The 21,120-nt window shown below is 70.7% G+C and carries 18 protein-coding genes; 10 read left to right on the top strand and 8 right to left on the bottom strand.

Going from position 1 to position 21,120, the window contains the following annotated elements:
- Window positions 1–45 precede the first annotated feature (45 nt).
- The 4 genes from OG787_RS31570 to mmsA are packed head-to-tail and all read left to right on the top strand — an operon-like array spanning window position 46 to window position 5,166.
- The gene (locus tag OG787_RS31570) at window positions 46–915 is read left to right on the top strand and encodes a deoxyribose-phosphate aldolase (protein ID WP_369036036.1); all 870 of its coding nucleotides are present in this window, start codon (window positions 46–48) and stop codon (window positions 913–915) included.
- A gap of 8 nt (window positions 916–923) precedes the next feature.
- Complete coding sequence (iolB, locus tag OG787_RS31575; protein ID WP_405537370.1) at window positions 924–1,760, top strand: 5-deoxy-glucuronate isomerase; 837 nt, start codon at window positions 924–926, stop codon at window positions 1,758–1,760.
- Window positions 1,757–3,649: a 3D-(3,5/4)-trihydroxycyclohexane-1,2-dione acylhydrolase (decyclizing) gene (gene iolD, locus OG787_RS31580; RefSeq protein WP_405537371.1), complete on the top strand. Its 1,893-nt coding sequence runs from the start codon at window positions 1,757–1,759 to the stop codon at window positions 3,647–3,649. Before iolB ends, iolD begins: the two co-directional genes overlap by 4 nt.
- A gap of 14 nt (window positions 3,650–3,663) precedes the next feature.
- Window positions 3,664–5,166, top strand: coding sequence for a CoA-acylating methylmalonate-semialdehyde dehydrogenase (gene mmsA, locus OG787_RS31585; RefSeq protein WP_235478538.1), 1,503 nt, complete (start codon window positions 3,664–3,666; stop codon window positions 5,164–5,166).
- Between the two features lie 69 nt (window positions 5,167–5,235).
- Here the strand turns inward: mmsA and OG787_RS31590 are convergent, their stop codons facing one another.
- Window positions 5,236–5,676 (bottom strand): GNAT family N-acetyltransferase, encoded by a 441-nt coding sequence (locus OG787_RS31590; protein WP_405537373.1) that lies wholly within the window; start codon window positions 5,674–5,676, stop codon window positions 5,236–5,238.
- A 117-nt stretch (window positions 5,677–5,793) separates the two neighbouring features.
- Here OG787_RS31590 and OG787_RS31595 point away from each other — a divergent pair, with 117 nt between their 5' ends.
- The 3 genes from OG787_RS31595 (at window position 5,794) to OG787_RS31605 (ending at window position 11,115) form a co-directional block, all read left to right on the top strand.
- The gene (locus OG787_RS31595; RefSeq protein WP_405537374.1) at window positions 5,794–8,454 is read left to right on the top strand and encodes an alpha/beta fold hydrolase; all 2,661 of its coding nucleotides are present in this window, start codon (window positions 5,794–5,796) and stop codon (window positions 8,452–8,454) included.
- Window positions 8,451–9,365: an ABC transporter permease gene (locus tag OG787_RS31600; protein ID WP_405537375.1), complete on the top strand. Its 915-nt coding sequence runs from the start codon at window positions 8,451–8,453 to the stop codon at window positions 9,363–9,365. The genes OG787_RS31595 and OG787_RS31600 overlap by 4 nt, the downstream gene beginning before the upstream one ends.
- A 157-nt stretch (window positions 9,366–9,522) precedes the next feature.
- Window positions 9,523–11,115, top strand: coding sequence for a von Willebrand factor type A domain-containing protein (locus OG787_RS31605; protein ID WP_405537376.1), 1,593 nt, complete (start codon window positions 9,523–9,525; stop codon window positions 11,113–11,115).
- A 95-nt stretch (window positions 11,116–11,210) separates the two neighbouring features.
- Here the strand turns inward: OG787_RS31605 and aroQ are convergent, their stop codons facing one another.
- A complete protein-coding gene (aroQ, locus tag OG787_RS31610) occupies window positions 11,211–11,810 on the bottom strand; it encodes a gamma subclass chorismate mutase AroQ (RefSeq protein ID WP_369036085.1) in 600 nt (199 codons plus the stop codon).
- A gap of 126 nt (window positions 11,811–11,936) precedes the next feature.
- On the opposite strand from aroQ, the gene OG787_RS31615 reads away from it, so the two are divergent.
- A complete protein-coding gene (locus tag OG787_RS31615; protein WP_405537377.1) occupies window positions 11,937–13,877 on the top strand; it encodes an AMP-dependent synthetase/ligase in 1,941 nt (646 codons plus the stop codon).
- A gap of 78 nt (window positions 13,878–13,955) precedes the next feature.
- Here the strand turns inward: OG787_RS31615 and OG787_RS31620 are convergent, their stop codons facing one another.
- The 3 genes from OG787_RS31620 to OG787_RS31630 form a co-directional block, all read right to left on the bottom strand.
- Window positions 13,956–14,363, bottom strand: coding sequence for a rodlin (locus OG787_RS31620; RefSeq protein WP_369036087.1), 408 nt, complete (start codon window positions 14,361–14,363; stop codon window positions 13,956–13,958).
- A 177-nt stretch (window positions 14,364–14,540) separates the two neighbouring features.
- Complete coding sequence (locus tag OG787_RS31625; RefSeq protein WP_369036088.1) at window positions 14,541–15,638, bottom strand: LCP family protein; 1,098 nt, start codon at window positions 15,636–15,638, stop codon at window positions 14,541–14,543.
- A 93-nt stretch (window positions 15,639–15,731) separates the two neighbouring features.
- Entirely contained in the window at window positions 15,732–16,142 is a 411-nt protein-coding gene (locus OG787_RS31630; protein WP_369036089.1) for a rodlin, read from the bottom strand.
- A gap of 191 nt (window positions 16,143–16,333) precedes the next feature.
- Between OG787_RS31630 and OG787_RS31635 the strand changes: the two genes are divergently transcribed.
- Together OG787_RS31635 and OG787_RS31640 are read left to right on the top strand one after the other, a co-directional pair.
- On the top strand, window positions 16,334–16,747 hold the full coding sequence (locus tag OG787_RS31635) for a rodlin (protein WP_235478547.1): 414 nt from the start codon (window positions 16,334–16,336) through the stop codon (window positions 16,745–16,747).
- A 293-nt stretch (window positions 16,748–17,040) separates the two neighbouring features.
- Window positions 17,041–17,292, top strand: a complete 252-nt coding sequence (locus tag OG787_RS31640; protein ID WP_405537378.1) for a chaplin — start codon at window positions 17,041–17,043, stop codon at window positions 17,290–17,292.
- Between the two features lie 339 nt (window positions 17,293–17,631).
- On the opposite strand, the gene OG787_RS31645 is transcribed toward OG787_RS31640, so the two are convergent.
- The 3 genes from OG787_RS31645 to OG787_RS31655 all read right to left on the bottom strand — a co-directional run bounded on the left by OG787_RS31645 (window position 17,632) and on the right by OG787_RS31655 (window position 20,996).
- Window positions 17,632–18,210, bottom strand: coding sequence for a hypothetical protein (locus OG787_RS31645; protein ID WP_405537379.1), 579 nt, complete (start codon window positions 18,208–18,210; stop codon window positions 17,632–17,634).
- A 207-nt stretch (window positions 18,211–18,417) separates the two neighbouring features.
- Complete coding sequence (locus OG787_RS31650) at window positions 18,418–19,698, bottom strand: NAD(P)-binding domain-containing protein (protein ID WP_405537380.1); 1,281 nt, start codon at window positions 19,696–19,698, stop codon at window positions 18,418–18,420.
- Window positions 19,698–20,996 carry an ATP-grasp domain-containing protein gene (locus OG787_RS31655; protein ID WP_405537381.1) on the bottom strand — a complete coding sequence of 433 codons (1,299 nt, stop codon included), beginning with the start codon at window positions 20,994–20,996 and terminating at the stop codon, window positions 19,698–19,700. The genes OG787_RS31650 and OG787_RS31655 overlap by 1 nt, the downstream gene beginning before the upstream one ends.
- Window positions 20,997–21,120: the final 124 nt, after the last annotated feature.

Genomic DNA, 21,120 nt, shown 5'->3' on the forward strand with positions numbered 1-21,120 from the left:
GGCACCAACCCCGTTGCCCCCCTCACCCCGCTCGCCCCCGCCGACATCTCCGCCCTCGCCACCACCCGCGCCCGGCACCCCGAGGCCATCGCGGAGGCCGCCGCTCGCCGGACCCGGCGCCCCCTCCTCGGTGACTCCGGCCGGCTGATGATCGTCGCCGCCGACCACCCGGCCCGTGGCGCCCTCGGGGTCGGCAACCGCAAGCTGGCCATGGCCAACCGTGCCGACCTGCTCGAACGCCTGTGCCTGGCACTCTCCCGCCCCGGTGTCGACGGTGTCCTCGCGACCGCCGACATCCTGGACGACCTGCTCCTCCTCGGTGCGCTCGACGGCAAGGTCGTCATGGGGTCGATGAACCGCGGCGGCCTCTCCGGCGCCCGCTTCGAACTCGACGACCGCTTCACCGGCCACCGCCCCGAGGACATGGCCCGCCTCGGCTTCGACGCGGGCAAGCTCCTCGTACGCATCGACTACGACGACCCGGGCTCCCTCACCACCCTGGAGTCCACGGCCCACGCGATCGACGCGATGGCGGAGCGCCGACTCCCGCTCTTCGTCGAGCCGTTCATCAGCAGGCGCGGCCCCGACGGCAAGGTCCGCAACGACCTCTCCGCCGAGGCCGTCACCAAGTCCATCGCCATCGCCTCGGGCCTGGGCGGGAGTTCGGCGTACACCTGGCTGAAGGTCCCCGTCACGGAGAACCCGGACGACATGGCCGAGGTCATGCAGACCTCCACCCTGCCCGCCGTGCTCCTCGGCGGCGAGGTCGGGGACGACCAGGAGGGCGCGTACGAGAAGTGGCGCGGCGCGCTCCAACTCCCCACCGTCCAGGGCCTGGTGGTCGGCCGCTCGCTGCTGTACCCGGCGGACGGCGATGTGGCCGCGGCCGTGGACACCGCCGTCGGACTTCTGTGAGGCGCGCGATGACCGGCGACAACAGCAACCACCTGTACGTCGAACGCGGCACGTCCACGAACGCGCAGTACGCCGTCGACATCGACCCCAAGCGGGCCGGCTGGACCCACAGCAGCCTGCGCGTCGTCGAGTTGCCGCCCGGCGGTACGCATATGTTCACCACCGGTGACAGCGAGTGGATCGTACTGCCGCTGAGCGGCGGCTGTACGGTGCGAGTAGAGGACGGCACGGCGCACGACGAGTTCCAACTCCTGGGCAGGGAAAGCGTGTTCGCGTCGGTCTCCGACTTCGCATACGTACCCCGCGACGCCCGGGCACAGATCGCCTCCGGCGCGGGAGGCCGCTTCGCCCTGGCAGGAGCGAAGTGCGGGCGACGACTCCCCGCTCGCTACGGCCCCGCGCCGGAGGTCCCGGTCGAAGAACGCGGCAGCGGCACCCAGTTGCGGCACGTCCGCAACTTCGCCTCCGCCGACGCCTTCGACTGCGACAAGCTGATCGCGGTCGAGGTCATCACTCCCGGCGGCAACTGGTCCTCGTACCCGCCGCACAAGCACGACGAGCAAGTGCCGGGCGTGGAAGCGGAGTTGGAGGAGATCTACTACTTCGAGATCAACGGCCCGAACGGTTTCGGCTATCAGCGCGTATCCCCTTCCCGTGAGGGCGGATCCGACGTCCTCGCGGAGGTCCGCTCCGGCGACGCCGTCCTCGTACCCGACGGATGGCACGGTCCGTCCATCGCCCAGCCCGGCCACGACATGTACTACCTCAACGTCATGGCGGGGCCGGGTGAGACGAGGGAGTGGCGGATCTGCTTCCACCCGGACCACACGGAGGGATACCGATGACGGTGCAGACCTCGACGACGAGGCTCACGGTCGCGCAGGCGCTCGTACGCTTCCTGGCCGCCCAGTACACCGAACGGGACGGCGTCCGCCGCCGGTTGATCGAGTCGACCTGGGGCATCTTCGGCCACGGGAACGTCGCCGGCCTCGGCCAGGCGCTCATCGAGTACGGCGACGAGATGCCGTTCCACCAGGGCCGCAACGAACAGTCCATGGTGCACGCGGCAGTCGGCTACGCGCGTCAGTCGGGCCGCCTCTCCACGCACGCCGTGACGACGTCGATCGGCCCGGGCGCGACCAACCTGGTCACCGGCGCCGCGCTCGCCACGATCAACCACCTCCCGGTCCTGCTCCTCCCCGGCGACACCTTCGCGACCCGCCCGGCGGACCCGGTCCTCCAGCAGCTCGAAGTCCCGTACGCCGGCGATGTGTCGGTCAACGACTGCCTGCGCCCGGTGTCCCGTTACTTCGACCGAGTGACGCGCCCCGAGGCGCTGATCCCGGCAGCGCTGCAAGCAATGAGGGTCCTCACCGACCCCGTCGAAACCGGTGCCGTAACTCTCGCTCTCCCGCAGGACGTCCAGGCCGAGGCGTACGACTGGCCGGACGAGTTCTTCGCCGACCGCGTGTGGCACGTACGCCGTCCGGCGGCCGACCCCGACGAGCTGACGGAGGCGGTACGGGCGATCCGTGCCGCCCGCCGTCCCCTGATCGTCGCGGGCGGCGGAGTCCACCACAGCCGCGCGGAGGACGTGCTGGCGGAGTTCGCCGCCGCGACCCGCATCCCCGTCGCCTCCACCCAGGCCGGCAAGGGCTCCCTCCACTACCTCCACCCCCAGGACGTGGGCGGCATCGGCCACACGGGAACGGCCACGGCCGACGAACTCGCGCGCCTGGCAGACCTGGTGATAGGCGTGGGCACCCGCTACACGGACTTCACCACGGCGTCCAACACCCTCTTCGCGGCGCCGGACGTCCGCTTCCTGAACCTCAACATCGCCCCGTACGACGGCCACAAGCTGTCCGCCACCACGCTGATCGCGGACGCCCGCAGCGGCCTCCAGCAGCTGACGGAGGCGCTGGCGCTGCACGAGCACCGGGTCGCGGACGGGTACGTGAGCGAGTACACCGAGGACAAGGACCGCTGGGAACAGCGCGTCGACGCGGCGTACGAGGCCGACGAGCCGGATGTCCGGCCCACGCAGTCGCAGGTCCTGGGCGCGCTGGACGAGATCGCCGACGAGTCGGACGTGATCATCAACGCGGCCGGCTCGCTCCCCGGTGACCTGCACAAACTCTGGCGCGCCCGGTCGAGGGACCAGTACCACCTGGAATACGGCTACTCCTGCATGGGATACGAGATTCCGGCCGCGATCGGTGTGAAGCTGGCGGCGCCCGAGCGTCCCGTATGGGCGCTGGTGGGCGACGGCACGTACCTGATGATGCCGACGGAGATCGTGACGGCCGTACAGGAGGGGATCGCGATCAAGCTCCTCCTGATCCAGAACCACGGCTACGCGTCCATCGGCGGTCTGTCGGAGTCGGTGGGCGGCGAGCGCTTCGGCACCGCCTACCGCTACCAGTCGGACGACGGTACGTACACGGGTGCTCCGCTGCCCGTGGACCTGGCCGCCAACGTGGCGAGCCTGGGCATGCGCGTCCTGCGCGCGAAGACGGTACGGGAGCTGCGGGCGGCGCTCGCCGAGGCCCGTGCCGCCGACACTCCCACTTGTGTCTACGTCGAGACGGAAACGGCAGACACAGTGTCGGGCCCGCCTCCGGCGCAGGCCTGGTGGGATGTTCCTGTGGCCGAGACCGCGACCCGCCCGTCGGCGGTCAAGGCACGTGAGCTGTACGAACGGCACGTCTCTACCCGACGCCGCCATCTGTGAAGGAGAACCTGGGCATGACGAAGATCGTCAACCACTGGATCGGCGGCAAGACCGTCGAGGGCGCGTCGGGCACGTACGGGCCGGTCACCGACCCCGCGACCGGCGCGGTCACCACGAACGTCGCCTTCGCGACCGTCGACGAGGTCGACGCCGCGGTAGCTGCGGCCAAGGACGCGTACGCAACGTGGGGCAAGTCGTCCCTGGCCAAGCGGAGCACCATCCTCTTCAAGTTCCGCGCACTGCTGGACGCCAACCGCGACGCGATCGCCGAGCTGATCACGGCGGAGCACGGCAAGGTGCACTCCGACGCGCTCGGCGAGGTCGCCCGAGGCCTGGAGATCGTCGAGTTGGCCTGCGGTATCACCGTGCAGCTGAAGGGCGAGCTGTCGACGGAGGTGGCGAGCCGGGTCGACGTCTCGTCCATCCGCCAGCCCCTCGGCGTCGTCGCGGGCATCACGCCGTTCAACTTCCCGGCGATGGTGCCGATGTGGATGTTCCCCATCGCCATCGCGTGCGGCAACACCTTCGTGCTGAAGCCGTCGGAGAAGGACCCGTCGGCGGCGATGAAGCTGGCCGAACTGCTGGCCGAGGCGGGCCTGCCGGACGGCGTCTTCAACGTCGTCCACGGCGACAAGGTGGCGGTGGACCGCCTCCTGGAGCACCCCGACGTCAAGGCGGTCTCCTTCGTAGGCTCAACCCCGATCGCCCGCTACATCCACACCACGGCCTCGGCGAACGGCAAGCGGGTCCAGGCCCTGGGCGGCGCGAAGAACCACATGCTGGTCCTGCCCGACGCGGACCTGGACGCGGCGGCCGACGCCGCGGTGTCGGCGGCCTACGGCTCGGCGGGCGAGCGCTGCATGGCGATCTCGGCGGTGGTGGCGGTAGGCGCGATCGGCGACGACCTCGTGCAGAAGATCCGCGAGCGCGCGGAGAAGATCAAGATCGGCCCCGGCAACGACCCGACGTCCGAGATGGGCCCGCTCATCACGAAGGTCCACCGCGACAAGGTGGCGTCGTACGTCACCGGCGCGGCGGCGGAAGGCTCCGAGGTCGTCCTGGACGGCTCCGGCTTCACGGTCGAGGGCTTCGAGGACGGCCACTGGATCGGCATCTCCCTCCTCGACAAGGTCCCGACGACGGCGAAGGCCTACCAGGACGAGATCTTCGGCCCGGTCCTGACGGTCCTGCGCGTGGACACGTACGAGGAGGGCCTGGCGCTGATCAACGCCTCCCCCTTCGGCAACGGCACCGCGATCTTCACCCGCGACGGCGGCGCCGCCCGCCGCTTCCAGCTGGAGGTCGAGGCCGGCATGGTCGGCGTCAACGTCCCGATCCCGGTCCCCGTGGGCTACCACTCCTTCGGCGGCTGGAAGGACTCGCTGTTCGGCGACCACCACATCTACGGCAACGACGGCACCCACTTCTACACCCGGGGCAAGGTCGTCACGACCCGCTGGCCGGACCCGGCGGACGGCCCGTCGGGCGTGGACCTGGGCTTCCCGCGCAACCACTGAGCAAGTCCCCGCTGTACGCCGGTGCCCCGCCTCCCTCCGGAGGCGGGGCACCGGCGTACACGCACGTCATCAGCCCTGCTGCCCGAACTCCCAGCTCACCACCGCACACACCCCGTCGTCCTTCCCGCCCGCACTCCTGTACGTGGCAAGGGCGACCTCGTTGTCCGTGTCGACCAGGACCCACATCCCGTAGCAGCCGAGTTCGCGGCTCTGGCCGGCCAGCCGCCGGACCAGGGCCCGCCCGATCCCCCTGCGCCGGTACGGCTCGGCCACGCCCAGCTCGTACAGCAGCATCTCCGCGCCCTTGTCCGGGTGGATCGTCTCGACGCCGCTCACAAAGCCGACGGGGGCGGTTTCGGCCATCTCGTAGGCCAGATACAGGTGATGGCCGGCGGACGTCAGGAAGCGTTCCGCCCACTCCGTGCGGACCGGGTGGTCGAAGAGGTGCTCGGCGGCGGCCACCTCGGCGACCGTCTGAGCGCGGCGAATCTCCACAGACCCAGTTTTCATGGGCCCGTTCGTACCACGGCTGGTGTACGCGAGGCATGTGTCGTACGCCTCCAGGATGGCCGGAGGTTCCGACCGGTGGTTGCCCCGGATGTCACTGGCGGCCCGTACCGTTGACGCATGGATCTTCGAATGCCCGGACTGCGAGGAGCGCGGCCCCGGCGGCCGCGACGGCGGATCGCCGTTGCGGCCGCCGCCGTCGTCCTGCTCGCCGGTGCCGGTACGTGGACGGCCGTCGCCTCCGACGACGCGCCCGCGGTGCACCGCGCCGACCGGGTCATGGACGTCGGCGGCGGGGTGCGCATCGACACGTCGTACTTCACGGCGGGGTCGAGCAAGGACCGCCGCCCCGCAGTCCTGCTCGCGCACGGCTTCGGCGGCAGCAAGGACGACCTGCGCGACCAGGCCCAGAACCTCGCCCGCGACGGGTACGCGGTACTGACCTGGTCCGCGCGCGGCTTCGGCAGAAGCACCGGCAAGATCGGGCTGAACGACCCGAAGGCCGAGGTCGCCGACGTCTCGAAGCTCATCGACTGGCTGGCCGCGCGGCCGGAGGTCCAGCTCGACAAGAAGGGCGACCCGCGCGTCGGTATGGCCGGCGGGTCCTACGGCGGCGCCATCTCGCTGCTCGCCGCCGGGTACGACCAGCGGGTCGACGCCATCGCGCCCGCGATCACCTACTGGAACCTCTCGGACGCCCTCTTCCCGGGCGGCGTCTTCAAGAAGCTGTGGGCCGGCATCTTCTTCAACACCGGCGGCGGCTGCGCCGAGTTCGAGACGCAGCTCTGCGAGATGTACCAGCGGGTCGCCGAGTCCGGGCAGCCCGACGCCGCAGCGGTGAAGCTCCTCGACGAGCGCAGCCCCGAGGCCGTCGGCGACCGCATCAAGGTGCCCACCCTGCTGATCCAGGGCCAGACCGACTCCCTCTTCCCGCTCGGCCAGGCCGACGCCGCCGCCAAGGCGATCAAGGCCAACGGCGCACCCGTGGACGTCGACTGGATCTCCGGCGGCCACGACGGCGGCGACATGGAGACCTCCCGCGTCCAGTCCCGGGTCGAGTCCTGGTTCGACCGGTACCTCAAGGACGACAAGGGCGCCGACACCGGCTCCGCGTTCCGCGTCACCCGTACCCTCGGCTCCGGCTCCGGTGACGGCGAGCCCCGCCTCGCCGGTACGACGGACGACACCTACCCGGGCCTGGAGAGCGCCCCGAAGTCGATCGCCCTCACCGGACGCGAGCAGACCTTCGAGAACCCGGCCGGCGCCAGCCCGCCCGCCGTCTCGGCCCTGCCCGGCCTCGGCGCCGCCGGCGGCGGCCTCTCCCAGCTGTCCTCGCTCGGCGTCAGCATCTCCCTCGACTTCCCCGGCCAGTTCGCCGCGTTCGAGTCGAAGCCCGTCGCGGACGACCTCCAGATCACCGGCTCGCCCACGGCCACGGTCCATGTGAAGTCGACCAGCGAGGACGCCGTCCTCTTCGCCAAGGTGTACGACGTCGGCGCGGACGGCCGCTCCCAGGTCCTGCCCTCCCAGCTCGTCGAGCCCGTCCGGGTCGAGGGCGCCAAGGCCGGCAAGGACGTGAAGCTCACCCTCCCGGCCATCGACTACGAACTCGACGACGGCCACCGACTCCGCCTGGTCCTCGCCTCCACCGACCTCGGCTATGCCTCCCCGCTGACCCCGGCGACGTACACCGTCTCCCTGAAGGGCGACCTGGAGGTGCCCACGCCGCTCGGCCGGGCCGACCGTACGGACGTCCTGCCCGCCTGGGTCTGGTACCTGCCGATCGCCGGCGCCCTGATCGCCGCGCTCCTGCTGGTCACCGGCCGTCGCCGGATCGTCACCCCGGCCCCCGACCCCGCGCTCGCCGAGGTCCCGCTCCAGATCACCGACCTGAGCAAGAAGTACAAGAACGGCGACCGCTACAGCGTCCGCGATCTCACCTTCCGCGTGGAGAAGGGCCAGGTCCTGGGCCTGCTCGGGCCGAACGGCGCGGGCAAGACCACGACCCTGCGCATGCTGATGGGCCTGATCCAGCCGGACGCCGGCCAGATCCGCGTCTTCGGCCACGCGATCGTGCCGGGTGCCCCGGTGCTCTCCCGCGTCGGCGCCTTCGTCGAGGGCGCGGGCTTCCTCCCGCACCTGTCCGGCCGGGAGAACCTGGAGCTGTACTGGGCAGCCACCGGCCGCCCGACCGAGGACGCCCACCTGGACGAGGCCCTGGAGATCGCCGGCCTCGGCGACGCCCTGGCCCGCGCGGTCCGCACCTACTCCCAGGGCATGCGCCAGCGCCTCGCCATCGCCCAGGCCATGCTCGGCCTGCCCGACCTCCTCATCCTCGACGAACCGACCAACGGCCTCGACCCGCCGCAGATCCGCGAGATGCGCGAGGTGATGATCCGGTACGCGGAGGCCGGCCGTACGGTCATCGTCTCCAGCCACCTCCTCGCGGAGGTCGAGCAGACCTGCACGCACCTGGTCGTCATGGACCACGGCAAGCTCGTCCAGGCGGGCCCCGTGAGCGAGATCGTCGGCTCCGGCGACACCCTGCTGGTCGGTACGTCCGAGCCCGTGGACGAGCCCCTCGTCGAGAAGATCGCCGCCCTGCCCGGCGTCGACTCGGCCGTCCGCGCCGACGGCGGCCTGGTGGTCCGCCTCGACACCGACGGCAACGCCCGCCGACTGGTCGCCGAACTCGTCCGGCTGGAGGTCCCCGTGGAGTCGGTCGGCCCGCACCGCCGCCTCGAAGACGCCTTCCTCACCCTGATCGGAGAGTCCGCATGAGCACGCTGGCCGAGCGTGCAGAGCACGCAGAACCCGCACAGCCCGCAGACCCCGTGGGACCCGGACCCGTCGAGGTCGCCGACGGCTACCGCGCGGGCCGCACCCTGCCCTTCCGGGTCGAGCTGGTCCGGCAGCTGAAGCGCCGCCGCACCATGGTCATGGGCGGCATCCTGTTCGCCCTCCCGCTCGTGCTGCTGATCGCCTTCCAGGTCGGCGGCACGCCCGGCGAGGGCAGCAACCGGGTGAACCTGATGGACACGGCCACCTCGTCCGGCGCGAACTTCGCCGCGGTGAACCTGTTCGCCGCGGCGGGCTTCCTGCTCGTCATCCCCGTCGCGCTGTTCTGCGGCGACACGGTCGCGTCGGAGGCCAGCTGGTCCTCCCTGCGCTACCTCCTCGCCGCTCCCGTGCCGCGCGCCCGGCTGCTGTGGTCCAAGCTCGCCGTCGGACTCAGCCTCAGCCTGGCGGCGCTCGTGCTGCTGCCGGTCGTCGCGCTCGTCGTCGGCTCGCTGGCGTACGGCTGGGGCCCGCTGGAACTGCCCACCGGCGGCGAGATCGGGCAGGGCGCCGCCGCCCAGGCCCTGCTGATCACCGTCGGGTACATCTTCGTGTCCCAACTGGTCACCGCGGGACTGGCGTTCTGGCTCTCGACGAGGACCGACGCCCCGCTCGGCGCGGTCGGCGGCGCCGTCGGCCTCACCATCGTCGGCAACGTCCTCGACTCGGTGACCGCCCTCGGCGACTGGCGCGACTTCCTGCCCGCGCACTGGCAGTACGCCTGGCTGGACGTCGTCCAACCGAAGCCCGAGTACACCGACATGATCCAGGGCGTCTCCATCTCGGTAACGTACGCGCTGGTCCTGTTCGCCCTGGCCTTCCGGGGTTTCGCCCGCAAGGACGTCGTCTCCTAGGTCACCGGAGGATCACCTACCGGTCTCGGCGGCCGCCCCTCGTGGCCACTTCGAGATCCATCCGCAACACCCCGTACCGCACATTCCGGCCCCCTTCGCCGTCACAGTCACAGAAGTTGACGTCGGCCGACGTCAACCGACGGAGGGGGCACGTCAGATGGAGCGGAACCGAATACGAAGGCTGCGGGGCACGCTGATCGCGCTGACGGCCGCGAGCGGCCTGCTGCTCACCGGTTGCAGCGGGGGTGTCGGCGAGAGCAGCGGCGACAGCGGCCAGGACTACGGCCAGAGCGGCAAACAGGACTCCGGCGGCGGCTCGGGGGGCTACGCGCCCTCCGACCCCGACGGCTCCGGCGAACTACAGGACGGCGACGGGAGCGCACGCGAAGGCGCCACGGAAGGGGAGACGGAAGGCGAGTTCGCCCCGTCCCCCGACTACCTCTCCACCTTCGCCCTCGACGTCGACACCGCCTCGTACGGCTACGCGCGCCGCACCCTCGCCGACGGCCGCCTCCCCGACCCGTCGACGGTCCGGCCGGAGGAGTTCGTCAACAGCTTCCGCCAGGACTACGAACGCCCCGACGGCAACGGCTTCTCGGTCACCGTCGACGGCGCCCGCACCGAGCGCGAGGACTGGTCCCTGGTCCGCGTGGGCCTGGCCACCCGCACCTCCGGCCGCGAGGGCGAGCGCCCGCCCGCCGCCCTCACGTTCGTCATCGACATCTCCGGCTCCATGGCCGAGCCCGGCCGCCTCGACCTCGCCAAGGACTCCCTCGGCGTGATGACGGACCGACTGCGCGACGACGACTCCGTCGCGATCGTCACCTTCAGCGACGAGGCCGAGACGGTCCTGCCGATGACCCGCCTCGACGAAAACCGGGACCAGGTCCACGACGCGATCGACGACTTGGAGCCCACCGAGTCGACCAACCTCGGCGCAGGCGTCCGCACGGGTTACGCCACCGCGGTGAAGGGCCTCCGAGAGAACGCCACCAACCGGGTCGTCCTGGTCTCGGACGCACTGGCCAACACAGGCGACACGGACGCCGACTCGATCCTCGACCGCATCTCCGACGCCCGCCGCGAACACGGCATCACCCTCTTCGGCGTGGGCGTCGGCAGCGACTACGGCGACGCCCTGATGGAACAGCTCGCCGACAAGGGCGACGGCCACACCACCTACGTCTCGAACGAGACCGACGCCCGCAAGGTGTTCTGCGAGCAGCTCCCGCGCAACATCGACCTCACGGCCCGCGACGCCAAGGCCCAGGTCGCTTTCGACCCGGAGACGGTCGCCGAGTTCCGCCTCATCGGCTACGACAACCGCCGCGTCGCCGACGACGACTTCCGCGACGACAGCGTGGACGGCGGAGAGGTGGGCCCCGGCCACACGGTCACCGCCCTCTACGCCGTCCGCACCAAGCAGTCCGCCTCGGGCCACCTGGCCACGGCAACGGTCCGCTGGCAGGACCCCGAAACCCGCGAACCCCACGAGGAATCGGGCCAGTTGGAGTCGAACACCCTGGAAGACACCCTCTGGAAGGCCCCGCCCCGCTTCCAGGTGACAGCGGTGGCCGCCTACTTCGCCGACGCCCTACGCAGGGGCGACGACCGCTGGCCCACCCTCCCCGCAGCCCCAACCCTGGGCGAACTGACCGAGAGGGCCCACAACTTGGCAAACGCGACAGAGGACAAGGCAGTACACCAACTGGCAGAGGCTATAGACCAGGCGAGGCAATACAAGGACTAGGTGGCGCGAAGCGCCCCTTCCAGGGGCGCGGGGAACTGCGCGATCAGCCCCCACCGGCCGGCGGCCAACGAACCACCCATCCACGGCCACACCCGCTAGCCACACACGGACGGAACAGCCCGCCCAAGCCCCACCAAGTGCAACCCATCCAACCCGTACCCCCGCGCGGAGCGCCCCGCAGCAACCACAAGCCGCACCTCACACCCACCCCCCGACCGAACCCCCTCCGTCTCCGCCAACACCCCGAGCAACTCCGTAGTGATCCGATCCAGAACCGGCCGAACCTCCTTCACCAGATCAGGCCGCTCGACAGGCCGCAGCTCAGGATGCGCGTCCCAACGCGCGTACAACCCCCGCTGAACCACCTTGTTCGCCTCGATCTGATCCCGGAAAACCGCAGCGACCGCCGCCGGATCGAGCCCGAGCCCCACGGCCCGCGACGACACGTCATCCAGGATCTGCCGCTCCCGCACCGGATCGTCGATCGGCTTGTCGGTGCCGTACTTGGCGGCGGCGACCTTGTCGGCGACCAGCAGCCGCTCGGCGAACAGGTCGGTCAGCGGGGCAAGGGAGAGTACGGGGGAGGAGGCAACGGCAGTTGTCCGTACGGGAGTCGAGGTCTGAGCGACGGCAGGCACCGCACCGCACACGCCGAAGACCGCCGACGCGCATACAGCGACAAGAACGGAACGCATGGGATTCCTTTCAGTGGGGGGTGACAACAAAATATCTGTTCCTGCGCAACCCATTGAACTTCCGCTACGCCCAAGTAACTTGACTCGAACTCAGGAGGACCAAGACCACCACCGGGAGTCGGCGACATGGGCGTACGCAAGGACCTGAAGCAGGCGAAGCGCCGCACCGATCTGGCGGCCCGCCACCGGATCGAGCTGGTCCGCGACGAGCGGACCGGCACCGTCCGCGAGGCGAGTGCCGCCCCGATGGTGGCAGCCCCCACCACGGGCAGCACCGCCGACCTGCCCTACACCAACGCCGCCGAGGCCCCCGACGCGGTGATCCTGCGCCGCCGAGCGGACGACGGCACCTGGAGTCCGGTCACAGCCGCCGCCTTCGCCGCCGAAGTCACCGCCACCGCAAAGGGGTTGATCGCGGCGGGCCTCGAACAGGGCGGCCGGGTCGCGGTGATGTCCCGTACCCGCTACGAGTGGACGGTCCTCGACTTCGCGATCTGGGCGGCCGGCGGCCAGACCGTCCCCGTCTACGCCACCTCGTCCGCCGCCCAAGTCGACTGGATCGTAAGGGACTCGGGGGCCCGCCTGGTGGTGACGGAAACGCCGGACAACACGGCCACCGTCACCACCGGTACGGCCGACCACCCCGAACCCCCGCGCATCCTCACCCTGGACGAGGACGCGATGGCCCAACTCGCCACCCTGGGACGGGACTTGCCGGACGAGGAGGTGACCAAGCGGCGCGCGTCCCTGACCCCCGACACCACCGCCACCATCTGCTACACCTCCGGCACCACCGGACAGCCGAAGGGCTGCGTCCTCACCCACGCCAACCTGCACAACGAGGCCGCGAACGTCGTGGAGTTGCTGCACCCGATCTTCAAGGAGGTCACCGGCCAGACCGCCTCCACGCTCCTCTTCCTCCCCCTCGCCCACATCATGGGCCGGGCCCTTCAGGTCGGCTGTCTGATGGCCCGTATCGAGATCGGCCACTTCCCGAGCATCAAGCCCGACGAACTCCGCCCGGTACTGCGGGAGTTCAGACCGACCTTCCTGGTCGGCGTCCCGTACCTCTTCGAGCGCATCCACGCCACCGGCCGCGCGACCGCCGAGAAGATGGGCCGCGCCGCCTCCTTCGACCGCGCCCACCGCATCGGCGTCCGCTTCGCCGAGGCGTACCTGGAGAAGTTCCTCGCGGCAGCAGGCAAAGCCGCCAAGGGCCCCGGCCCGTCCCTCTACGCGGCCTGGGCCCTGTACGACCTGCTCGTGTACCGCCGTATCCGCAAGGAGCTGGGCGGACGCATGCGGTACGCCATCAGCGGCGGCTCCCCGCTCGACCGCGACCTCAGCCTCTTCTTCTACGCCGCCGGAATCATCGTCTACGAGGGCTACGGCCTGACCGAGACGACCTCCGCCGCCACCCTCGTCCCGCCCCTGGCCCCCCGCCCCGGCACGGTCGGCCTCCCCGTCCCCGGCACCGCCGTCCGGATCGCCGACGACGGCGAGGTCCTCGTCAAGGGCGGGGTCGTCTTCGGCGCCTACTGGAACAACCCGGCGGCGACGGAAGCGGTACTGAGCGGCGACGACTGGTTCGCGACCGGCGACCTCGGTGCCCTCGACGACGACGGCTACCTCACCATCACCGGCCGCAAGAAGGACATCATCGTCACCTCCGGCGGCAAGAACGTCGCCCCGTCCGTCCTGGAGGACCGGCTGCGCAGCCGAGCCCCGGTCGGCCAGTGCATGGTCGTCGGCGACAACCGCTCCTTCGTCGCCGCCCTGATCACCCTCGCCCCCGACTCCGTCGCCCACTGGCTGGCGGTACGGGGGATGCCCGCCGACACCCCCATGTCCGAGGTGATCGGCGACCCCCGGATGCGCGCCGACGTCCAGCGGGCCGTGGACCACGCCAACGCGGCGGTCTCCCGGGCCGAGTCGATCCGCGCCTTCGCCCTGGTCGAGGGCGAGTTCACCGAGGACAACGGCCAGCTCACCCCGTCCCTCAAGGTCAAACGCCATGCGGTACGGGAGGCGTACGCGGCCGAGATCGAGGCCCTGTACAGCAAGTGACCGACACAGCCCCGCGGAACGCCGAACGGCGGGCCACCGGAGAACCGGTGACCCGCCGTCGCAACCGAGCGGGGAGGCTCAGTGGTTGCCGGCGCCGTTGCCGGACAGCACGGGGATGTCGCTGAGGATGTGCGACAGGGGCTCGTCGCCCTTGGCCTGCGTCGAGTTCTCGACACACTGCTGGTTCTGCGGGGCCGACAGGATCGGGATGTCCTGGACGGCGATCGGCACCGCGCCGATGAGCGAACCGACGTTGAGCTTGGCCGGGAGGCCGATGCACGGCTTGTTCAGCGAACCCTGGACCAGCGAGAGCTGCGGGCTCATGTCACCGAACGTGGCCGAGTTGCCGAACTCCTGCTCGGCGCCGTTGCCGCTGATGGACGTGGTGCCACCGTCATCGGCGATCGCCAGGGCCTGGGGCGCTGCCGTGGCCGAGATACCGGCGACGGAGGCGGCGAGGGCCGCGGTTGCCCACAGCTTCTTCATGTTCATTCCCTTTCGAAAAGCGGACTCCGGTGAGGAGCTGCGTGATCGTCAACGGCCGAACCCCGGCCGGGGTTGCGGTGAATGCCCCGATTGGCCCAGCGTGCGAGGTGTACGAGCGGCCGTCCGGGGGAACGGCACAGCCTCCCTCTCCACGGGAACGAGGACGACCGGGCCTGCTCAGGGGCACGCCAGCCGGTTCCCGCGCACCGGTACGTCCTTCCCGAACACCGGTGGGTCGTCGGGCCGGGGATCCGTGCCCGCCGCGATCAGCGGCTGGTCCTCGCGCACCTTGGTGAACATCGCCTTCGCCTTCGCGTCGTGCCAGCGCAGGGTCGAACCGATGCCGTCCATCGGCGGGTTGAACCCGGCGACCGGCACGGTGGCGAACTCCGTCCGCGAGGCCGGCACCTTGCTCAGCGTCGACGCGAGCGTGACCAGCGCCTTCACGCCGTCCTTCCCGAAGCCCTGCTCGACCTTGGCCGGACCGAGCAGCGTCCGGGCGACCCGGCCCATGAGGACGGGGTCGGTCAGCACCTTCCGGGCGGTCAGCTGATCCAGCGCCGAGACCAGGAACCGCTGCTGGCGCTGGATCCGCCCCAGGTCGGCACTTCCGTCGACCTTCCGCGAGCGGACGTACTGCAAGGACTGCCCGCCCTTGAGCAGATGCCGTCCCGGCGCCAGGTTCAGCTTGGTCTTGGGGTCCTTGAGCCGCCGCGCGGTGCACACCTCGACCCCGCCGACCTGGTCGACGGCGTCGATGAACCGCCGGAAGTCGAGCTGTAGATACTGCTCGACACTCACCCCGGTCGCCGCCTCCACCGTACGTTCGACGAGGCGGGCGCCACCCTCCGCGTACGCGCCGTTGAGCTTCGCGGGATGCGCGGGGCGCTGCCGTCCGGACGGGGTGGTTCTGTACGCGGGGATCGTGGCGAAGGAGTCGCGGGGCAGGCCGATCACGCTGACGCGGTCGCGCCCCGCGGACACATGGATGAGCATCATCACGTCCGCGCAGTTGCAGGGGACGCCGCCCGCGTGGAACTTGCGGCGCTCCTTCTCGGTGATGGTGCTGCGGCCGTCCGTACCCAGCAGCAGGATGTCGGTGCCCTTGGCGGGGGCGGCGCCGCCCACGGGTGTCAGCGGCGGCTGCTCGGGCGTACCGCAGCCGATGGCGGTCGCCGCGCACAGCACCGCGACACCGCACAGCCGGGAGAGGCGAGAGGGGCGGGGCAGGCGGGAAAGACGGGAAAACCGGAACAGAGGATGTCTCGTCGTCACCTGACGCAACGTAGGCCAGCGGGCCGCCGAGAATTCGACGGCCCGCTGGTGAGAACTCGAAGAGAGCCCGGACGTACGCCCGACTCAGTCGTCTCAGTTGTTGCCCACGCCGTTGCCGGACAGGACCGGGATGTCGCTGAGGATGTGCGACAGGGGCTCGTCGCCCTTGGCCTGCGTCGAGTTCTCGACACACTGCTGGTTCTGCGGGGCCGACAGAACGTTGATGTCCTGGACGGCGATCGGCACCAGGCCGATGAGGGAACCGGCGTTGACCTTGGCGGGCAGACCGATGCAGGGCTTGTTCAGGGAGCCCTGGATGAGCGCCATCTGGGGGCTCATGTTGCCGTACGTGGCGGAGTTGCCGTACTTCTGGATGGCTCCGTTGCCGCTGGTGGACGTCGTGCCACCGTCGTTCGCGATCGCCATCGCCGGGGTCGCCACCGCAGCGGAGGCACCGACGACGGAAGCGGCGATCGCCGCAGCAGCCATAACCTTCTTGATCACTTGCAAGTCCCTTCTGAAGAAACCCCGTCCACCGGAGCCGTTCTGATCAACTGCCCTTCGACGCGCATGGTTGCTGTCATTCACTCTGATGGCCCACAACGGCCAACCGGGTGAAGCAGCGAAACCAATCCCCGTCCATCCGGTTGAAGCGGGAGCAGGAACGTGTGTCTCTGCCAGGAAAGGAAAGCGAAATGCTGAAGAAGGCAATGGCCGCGGCGGCGGTAGCCGCATCCGTCGTCGGAGTCTCGGCGGCGACCGCCCCCCAGGCGCTTGCCACAGCGGACGACGGCGGCACCACGTCCGTCAGCGGGAACGGGGCGGTCTCGAAGTTCGGCAACTCCCTGACCAAGGGCGACATGAGCCCCCAGATGAGCCTCGCGCAGGGTTCCCTGAACAAGCTCTGCGTCGGTCTGCCCGTCAAGGGCAACGTGGGCTCCCTCGTGGGCATTCTCGTCCCGGTCGCCGTTCAGGACATCCCGATCCTGTCGGCCCCGCAGAACCAGCAGTGCGCCGAGAACTCGACGCAGGCCAAGGGCGACGAGCCGCTGTCGCACGTCCTCAGCGACATCCCGGTCCTCTCCGGCAACGGCATCGCCAACAGCTGATCTGCCGCCGTCGGCTGACCGGTCGTCAACAGTCGTCCGGTCGCCCGCGGAAGCAAAACGAGCAGCCCCCGCACCGTGTGCGGGGGCTGCCCGCGTTTCCGTGCCTTCCCGAGCCCCGGATTTCTTCAGCCTTTCGTGTGGACCGTGTTTTCCGCTGCTTCGGGGCGTTCGAGTGAATTACCCGCCGGATCACGTTCCGTAGTTTCTTCGGCTGTCTATCTCTCGTTTTACAACTGCCGGTCATGGTGCGAGCCGTTCAAGTGTGCTCGCTCGGTTTCGGCCGACATAGGGGCATGACCGCAGAGAAGGGAAACTTCATGAAGAAGAGCGTTGCTGTCATCGCCGGCGCGATCATGGCGCTCGGAATGGCCTCCCCGGCGTTCGCGGACGCCGAGGCCGAGGGCTTCGCCGCCCACTCCCCGGGTGTGCTTTCCGGCAACGTCGTTCAGGTTCCCGTTCACATTCCGATCAACGTGTGCGGCAACTCGATCAACGTCATCGCGCTGCTGAACCCGGCGTTCGGCAACACCTGCGTCAACGACTGAGGTCGTCGCACCTGCCGTTCGGCGGTGTCTGGGCCGGTCTTGGATTGCCTCTCGGTGCCAAGGCCGGCTTTTTCTCACCTCTCCCATTAGAAGGATAATCAGAATGCGACCGACTCTGAGCAGGGGGATGGTCGTGGCGGCCGCCGCGACGAGCCTCTTGACCCTGTACGGCATTCCGGCCCTGGCCGACGTGGACACCTGCGGCACCTCCTGCACCAAGACCCCGGCTGCACACGGAGCCCCGCACGACAACCCCACCAAGCCCAACGGCCACGGCACCAACAACGGCTACGGCGAAGAGGAAGCCAACGGCCCCGCCGAACCGAACCCCCCTGGCGGCTACGGCGACACCCCACCGACGAAGCCGCCCACGAAGCCGCCCACGAAGCCGCCCACGAAGCCTCCGACGAAGCCTCCGACCAAGCCGCCCACGAAGCCTCCGACGAAGCCTCCGACGAAGCCTCCGACGAAGCCTCCGACCAAGCCGCCCACCAAGCCTCCGACGAAGCCTCCGACCAAGCCGCCCACGAAGCCTCCGACGAAGCCTCCGACGAAGCCTCCGACGAAGCCTCCGACGAAGCCTCCGACCAAGCCGCCCACGAAGCCTCCGACGAAGCCTCCGACCAAGCCGCCCACGAAGCCTCCGACGAAGCCTCCGACCAAGCCCCCCACGAAGCCCCCCACGAAGCCCCCCACGAAGCCTCCGACCAAGCCTCCGACGAAGCCCCCCACACACCCGCCGACGACAACAACGCCCCCCATCACCACCCCGCCGACGAAGCCGCCCCACCTGCCGCCGACCGGTAGCCGGGAGGAGTTGTTGGCGGCCTCGGCGGTCAGCGTCGCGATGATCGCGGGTGGATTCGTCCTGTACAGACGAGGCCGACGCGGCGGCCCAGGCGCCCACGAGTGAGACACGGGTAAGCCCCCGGCAACCCGAACGAGCCCCGCGCGCCCCGAAAGGGGGCGCGCGGGGCTCGTTCAGGGGCGCGGGGAACTGCGCGACCAGCCCCCACCGGGCCCGCAGTAGAACACTGCGCTCACCAGCGGAGCGTCGCGCCCCCACCGGGCCCGCACCAAATCACCGCGCCCCCAGCGAAAACCACCCCGCAGCCAACAAACCGCCTACCCCGCGGAGCGAACCCCCTCGCGCCGCCCAGGCGCCGGCACCCTCACGCCACCAACCCCAACCCCAACCCCCGCCCGCAACCGCCGCCGCACCCCCCGCACAAGCGTCTCCGCCGTGAACGTAGCCCCATGCACGAACCGCATCGTCGGTCCGAAGCCCGACGCCGTCACCAGCCCCGCCAGGAACAGGCCGGGGTACGAGGACTCGAAGTGCCGGCCGACCGTCGGTGACCCGTCCGTCAACGCGCCCAAGCCATCGGCCAGTTGCGCGTCCAGCAGACCCAGCCGGTCGGCCGTCGCCCTGAACCCCGTCGCCGCGATGACATGTTCGGTCTCCAGGGAGCGCCGCTCGCCGGACCTGCTCACCGTGTCCAGCCGTACGCCACCCGCCCCGCCCGCCAACTCCCGTGCCTCCGCCACCTCCTGACCCAGCAGCACCTCCACCGCCGGTTCGACGCGGGCGCGTACCCACCACGCGCCCGCAGGGCCGAGCGCCGTCGCGGCGATCCGGGCCCGGGTCGGTTCGGGGAGGCGGTGGAAGAGGCCGGGGCGTTCGGCGTAGAACCAGTTGCGCCAGCCGCAGCCCAGGCCGCTCTGCGGGGCGCGGGCCGAGCGCCACCAGGGGCGCTCCCATGCGGGCGGCACATCGTTCCAGGTGAGGTGCTCCGCCCGAGCCAACACCCGTACCCGCGTGCCCTGTTCGGCGAGCAGCGCCGCCGTCTCCAGGGCCGCCTGGCCGCCGCCGATCACTGTGACGTCCCGGCCCCGGAAGCGGTCGAGGTCGCCGTGGTGGCTGCTGTGGGACACCAGGTCGGGGTCGAGGTCGCGGAGGGCAGCCGGGATCTCTACGAAGGGGAGGACACCGACCGCCAGGGCGACCGTCCGGGCGCGTACCGTCTCGCCGTCCTCCGTAACCGCCTCGAAGCCCCCGCCTCCGGCCACCGGCGCCACCCGCGTCACCGTCCGCTCGTCGACCTCGGGGACCGCGTTGCGGGCGAACCACTGGCCGTACGCGGCGAACATCTCCAGTGGGATCGGCTCCCCGTGCCGTGCCTCGACACCCCGGGCGGCGCAGTACGTGTCCAGGCGCCAGCGGCCGTCGGGGTCGGACAGGTTCGACGCCCACGGCTCCGACTTGAGGTACATGCCCCGGGGCATGTGGTCCCGCCAGGACGCCATGGGCCGGCCGAACACGCGCTGCCGGAGCCCGGCGCCCGCGGCGTGGGAGGCGATGGACAGGCCGTACGGGCCCGCGCCCACCACCAGCAGGTCGTACATCAGCGACTGCTCGCTTTCTCGTCGTCGGACAGGGAGTCGTCGGTCAGGAGCCCCGGCGGGCTCGCCGCCTGGCGGACCACGCGGGCCCGCGTGTCGTCCGGCCCGGCCCGTTCGCACAGCCGGCGCAGCCGGGACGGCAGCCGGCGGCCGACGTGCCGTGCCCACAGGGCCCACATCGCCCAGCCGGGCGCGAGGTCGTCCGGGGCGTGCCAGGCCAGTTCGCGGCCGGCCGGCGCCGGACGCAGCGCGCTGAGCGGCGCGTAGTTCTCGACCACGAACGCCCGCCCCGGCCGGGGCGCCCCCTCCGGCACCGGACGGTGGGTCAGATCGAGGTGCTGGGCGCGTACGACGTCCAGTCCTGCCGTGTCGGTGAAGAGCCGGAACTGGGCGCCGGGGCGCGGGTTGAAGTCGAGCAGGTGGTAGCCGCCGGTCGTGGCGCAGCGGCGGAAGTCGAGGTCGAAGATGCCCCGGTAGCCCAGTTCACCGATCAGGCGTTCGGTGAGCGCCCGTACCGGCGCGTTCGGCGTCCAGTGGCCCACCGCGGTCAGTCCGGCGCCGCGCGGCCAGGCGTGCAGCTTGCGTCCGGGGCCGCCGCCGCGCACGGTCCCGGTGCGGTCGGCGTACCCGTGGCAGAACCAGTCGAGGTCGGGTCCCGGCGGCAGGAACTCCTGGAGCAGCAGCCGGCTGCCCGCCTCCTCCGTGCGCAGATACAGCTCGCGCGCCTGCCGTGCCGAGCGCACGACGACCGTGCTGCGCAGCCCGCTGCCCGCCGGGAGCAGCCAGGGCCGGCTCCACTTCGCCATCGTCGGAAGCCCGAGCCGCCAGGCCGCGGCGGCTGCCTCGGCCGCGCTGTCCGGGATGAGCGTCAGCGGGTGCGGTACGCCCACGGCCGCGCACACGGCGGCCAGTTCGGCTTTGTCGGCGACCCGTTCGGCCAGCGCGCCGGGCTGCTGCGGCAGCAGATAGGCGGGCGCCAGCTCGGCCCGCGCCCGGCCCACCGCGACGGCGCTCGCGTCGTCGAGCGGGATCAGTACGGCGGGCCGCGCGACCTGGGCGGCCACCCGCAGCAGGACGCGGGCGATGTCGGCGGGGGCGGCGCCGGGCGGCGGCGGGGGATGCAACTGTCGTACGAAACGGGATCTGCGTACGGGACTTCCGCTCACGTCGGCGATCAGGTGGACGTCGACGCCGGCCCGGCCGAGGGAGCGTACGGCGCCGAGAGTTCCGTGGTGAAAGGGATTCCTGTCGGTCCGCACCAGGACGGCGGGGACGCGGGTGTCGAGGAGCGACACGGACATGTGTTTTCGGGTTTCCTTCGGGTCGGTTCACTCGAAAGTCTTAGGCGCGGTGGCGGAATTCGCATTTGTATGACTGAGTGTCAGTAGGTGAAAAGCAGGAGAAGGAGCAGAAGAAGGAGCAGGA

The sequence above is a fragment of the Streptomyces sp. NBC_00075 genome, assembly GCF_045041225.1.
Classification (GTDB): Bacteria; Actinomycetota; Actinomycetes; order Streptomycetales; family Streptomycetaceae; genus Streptomyces; species Streptomyces adonidis.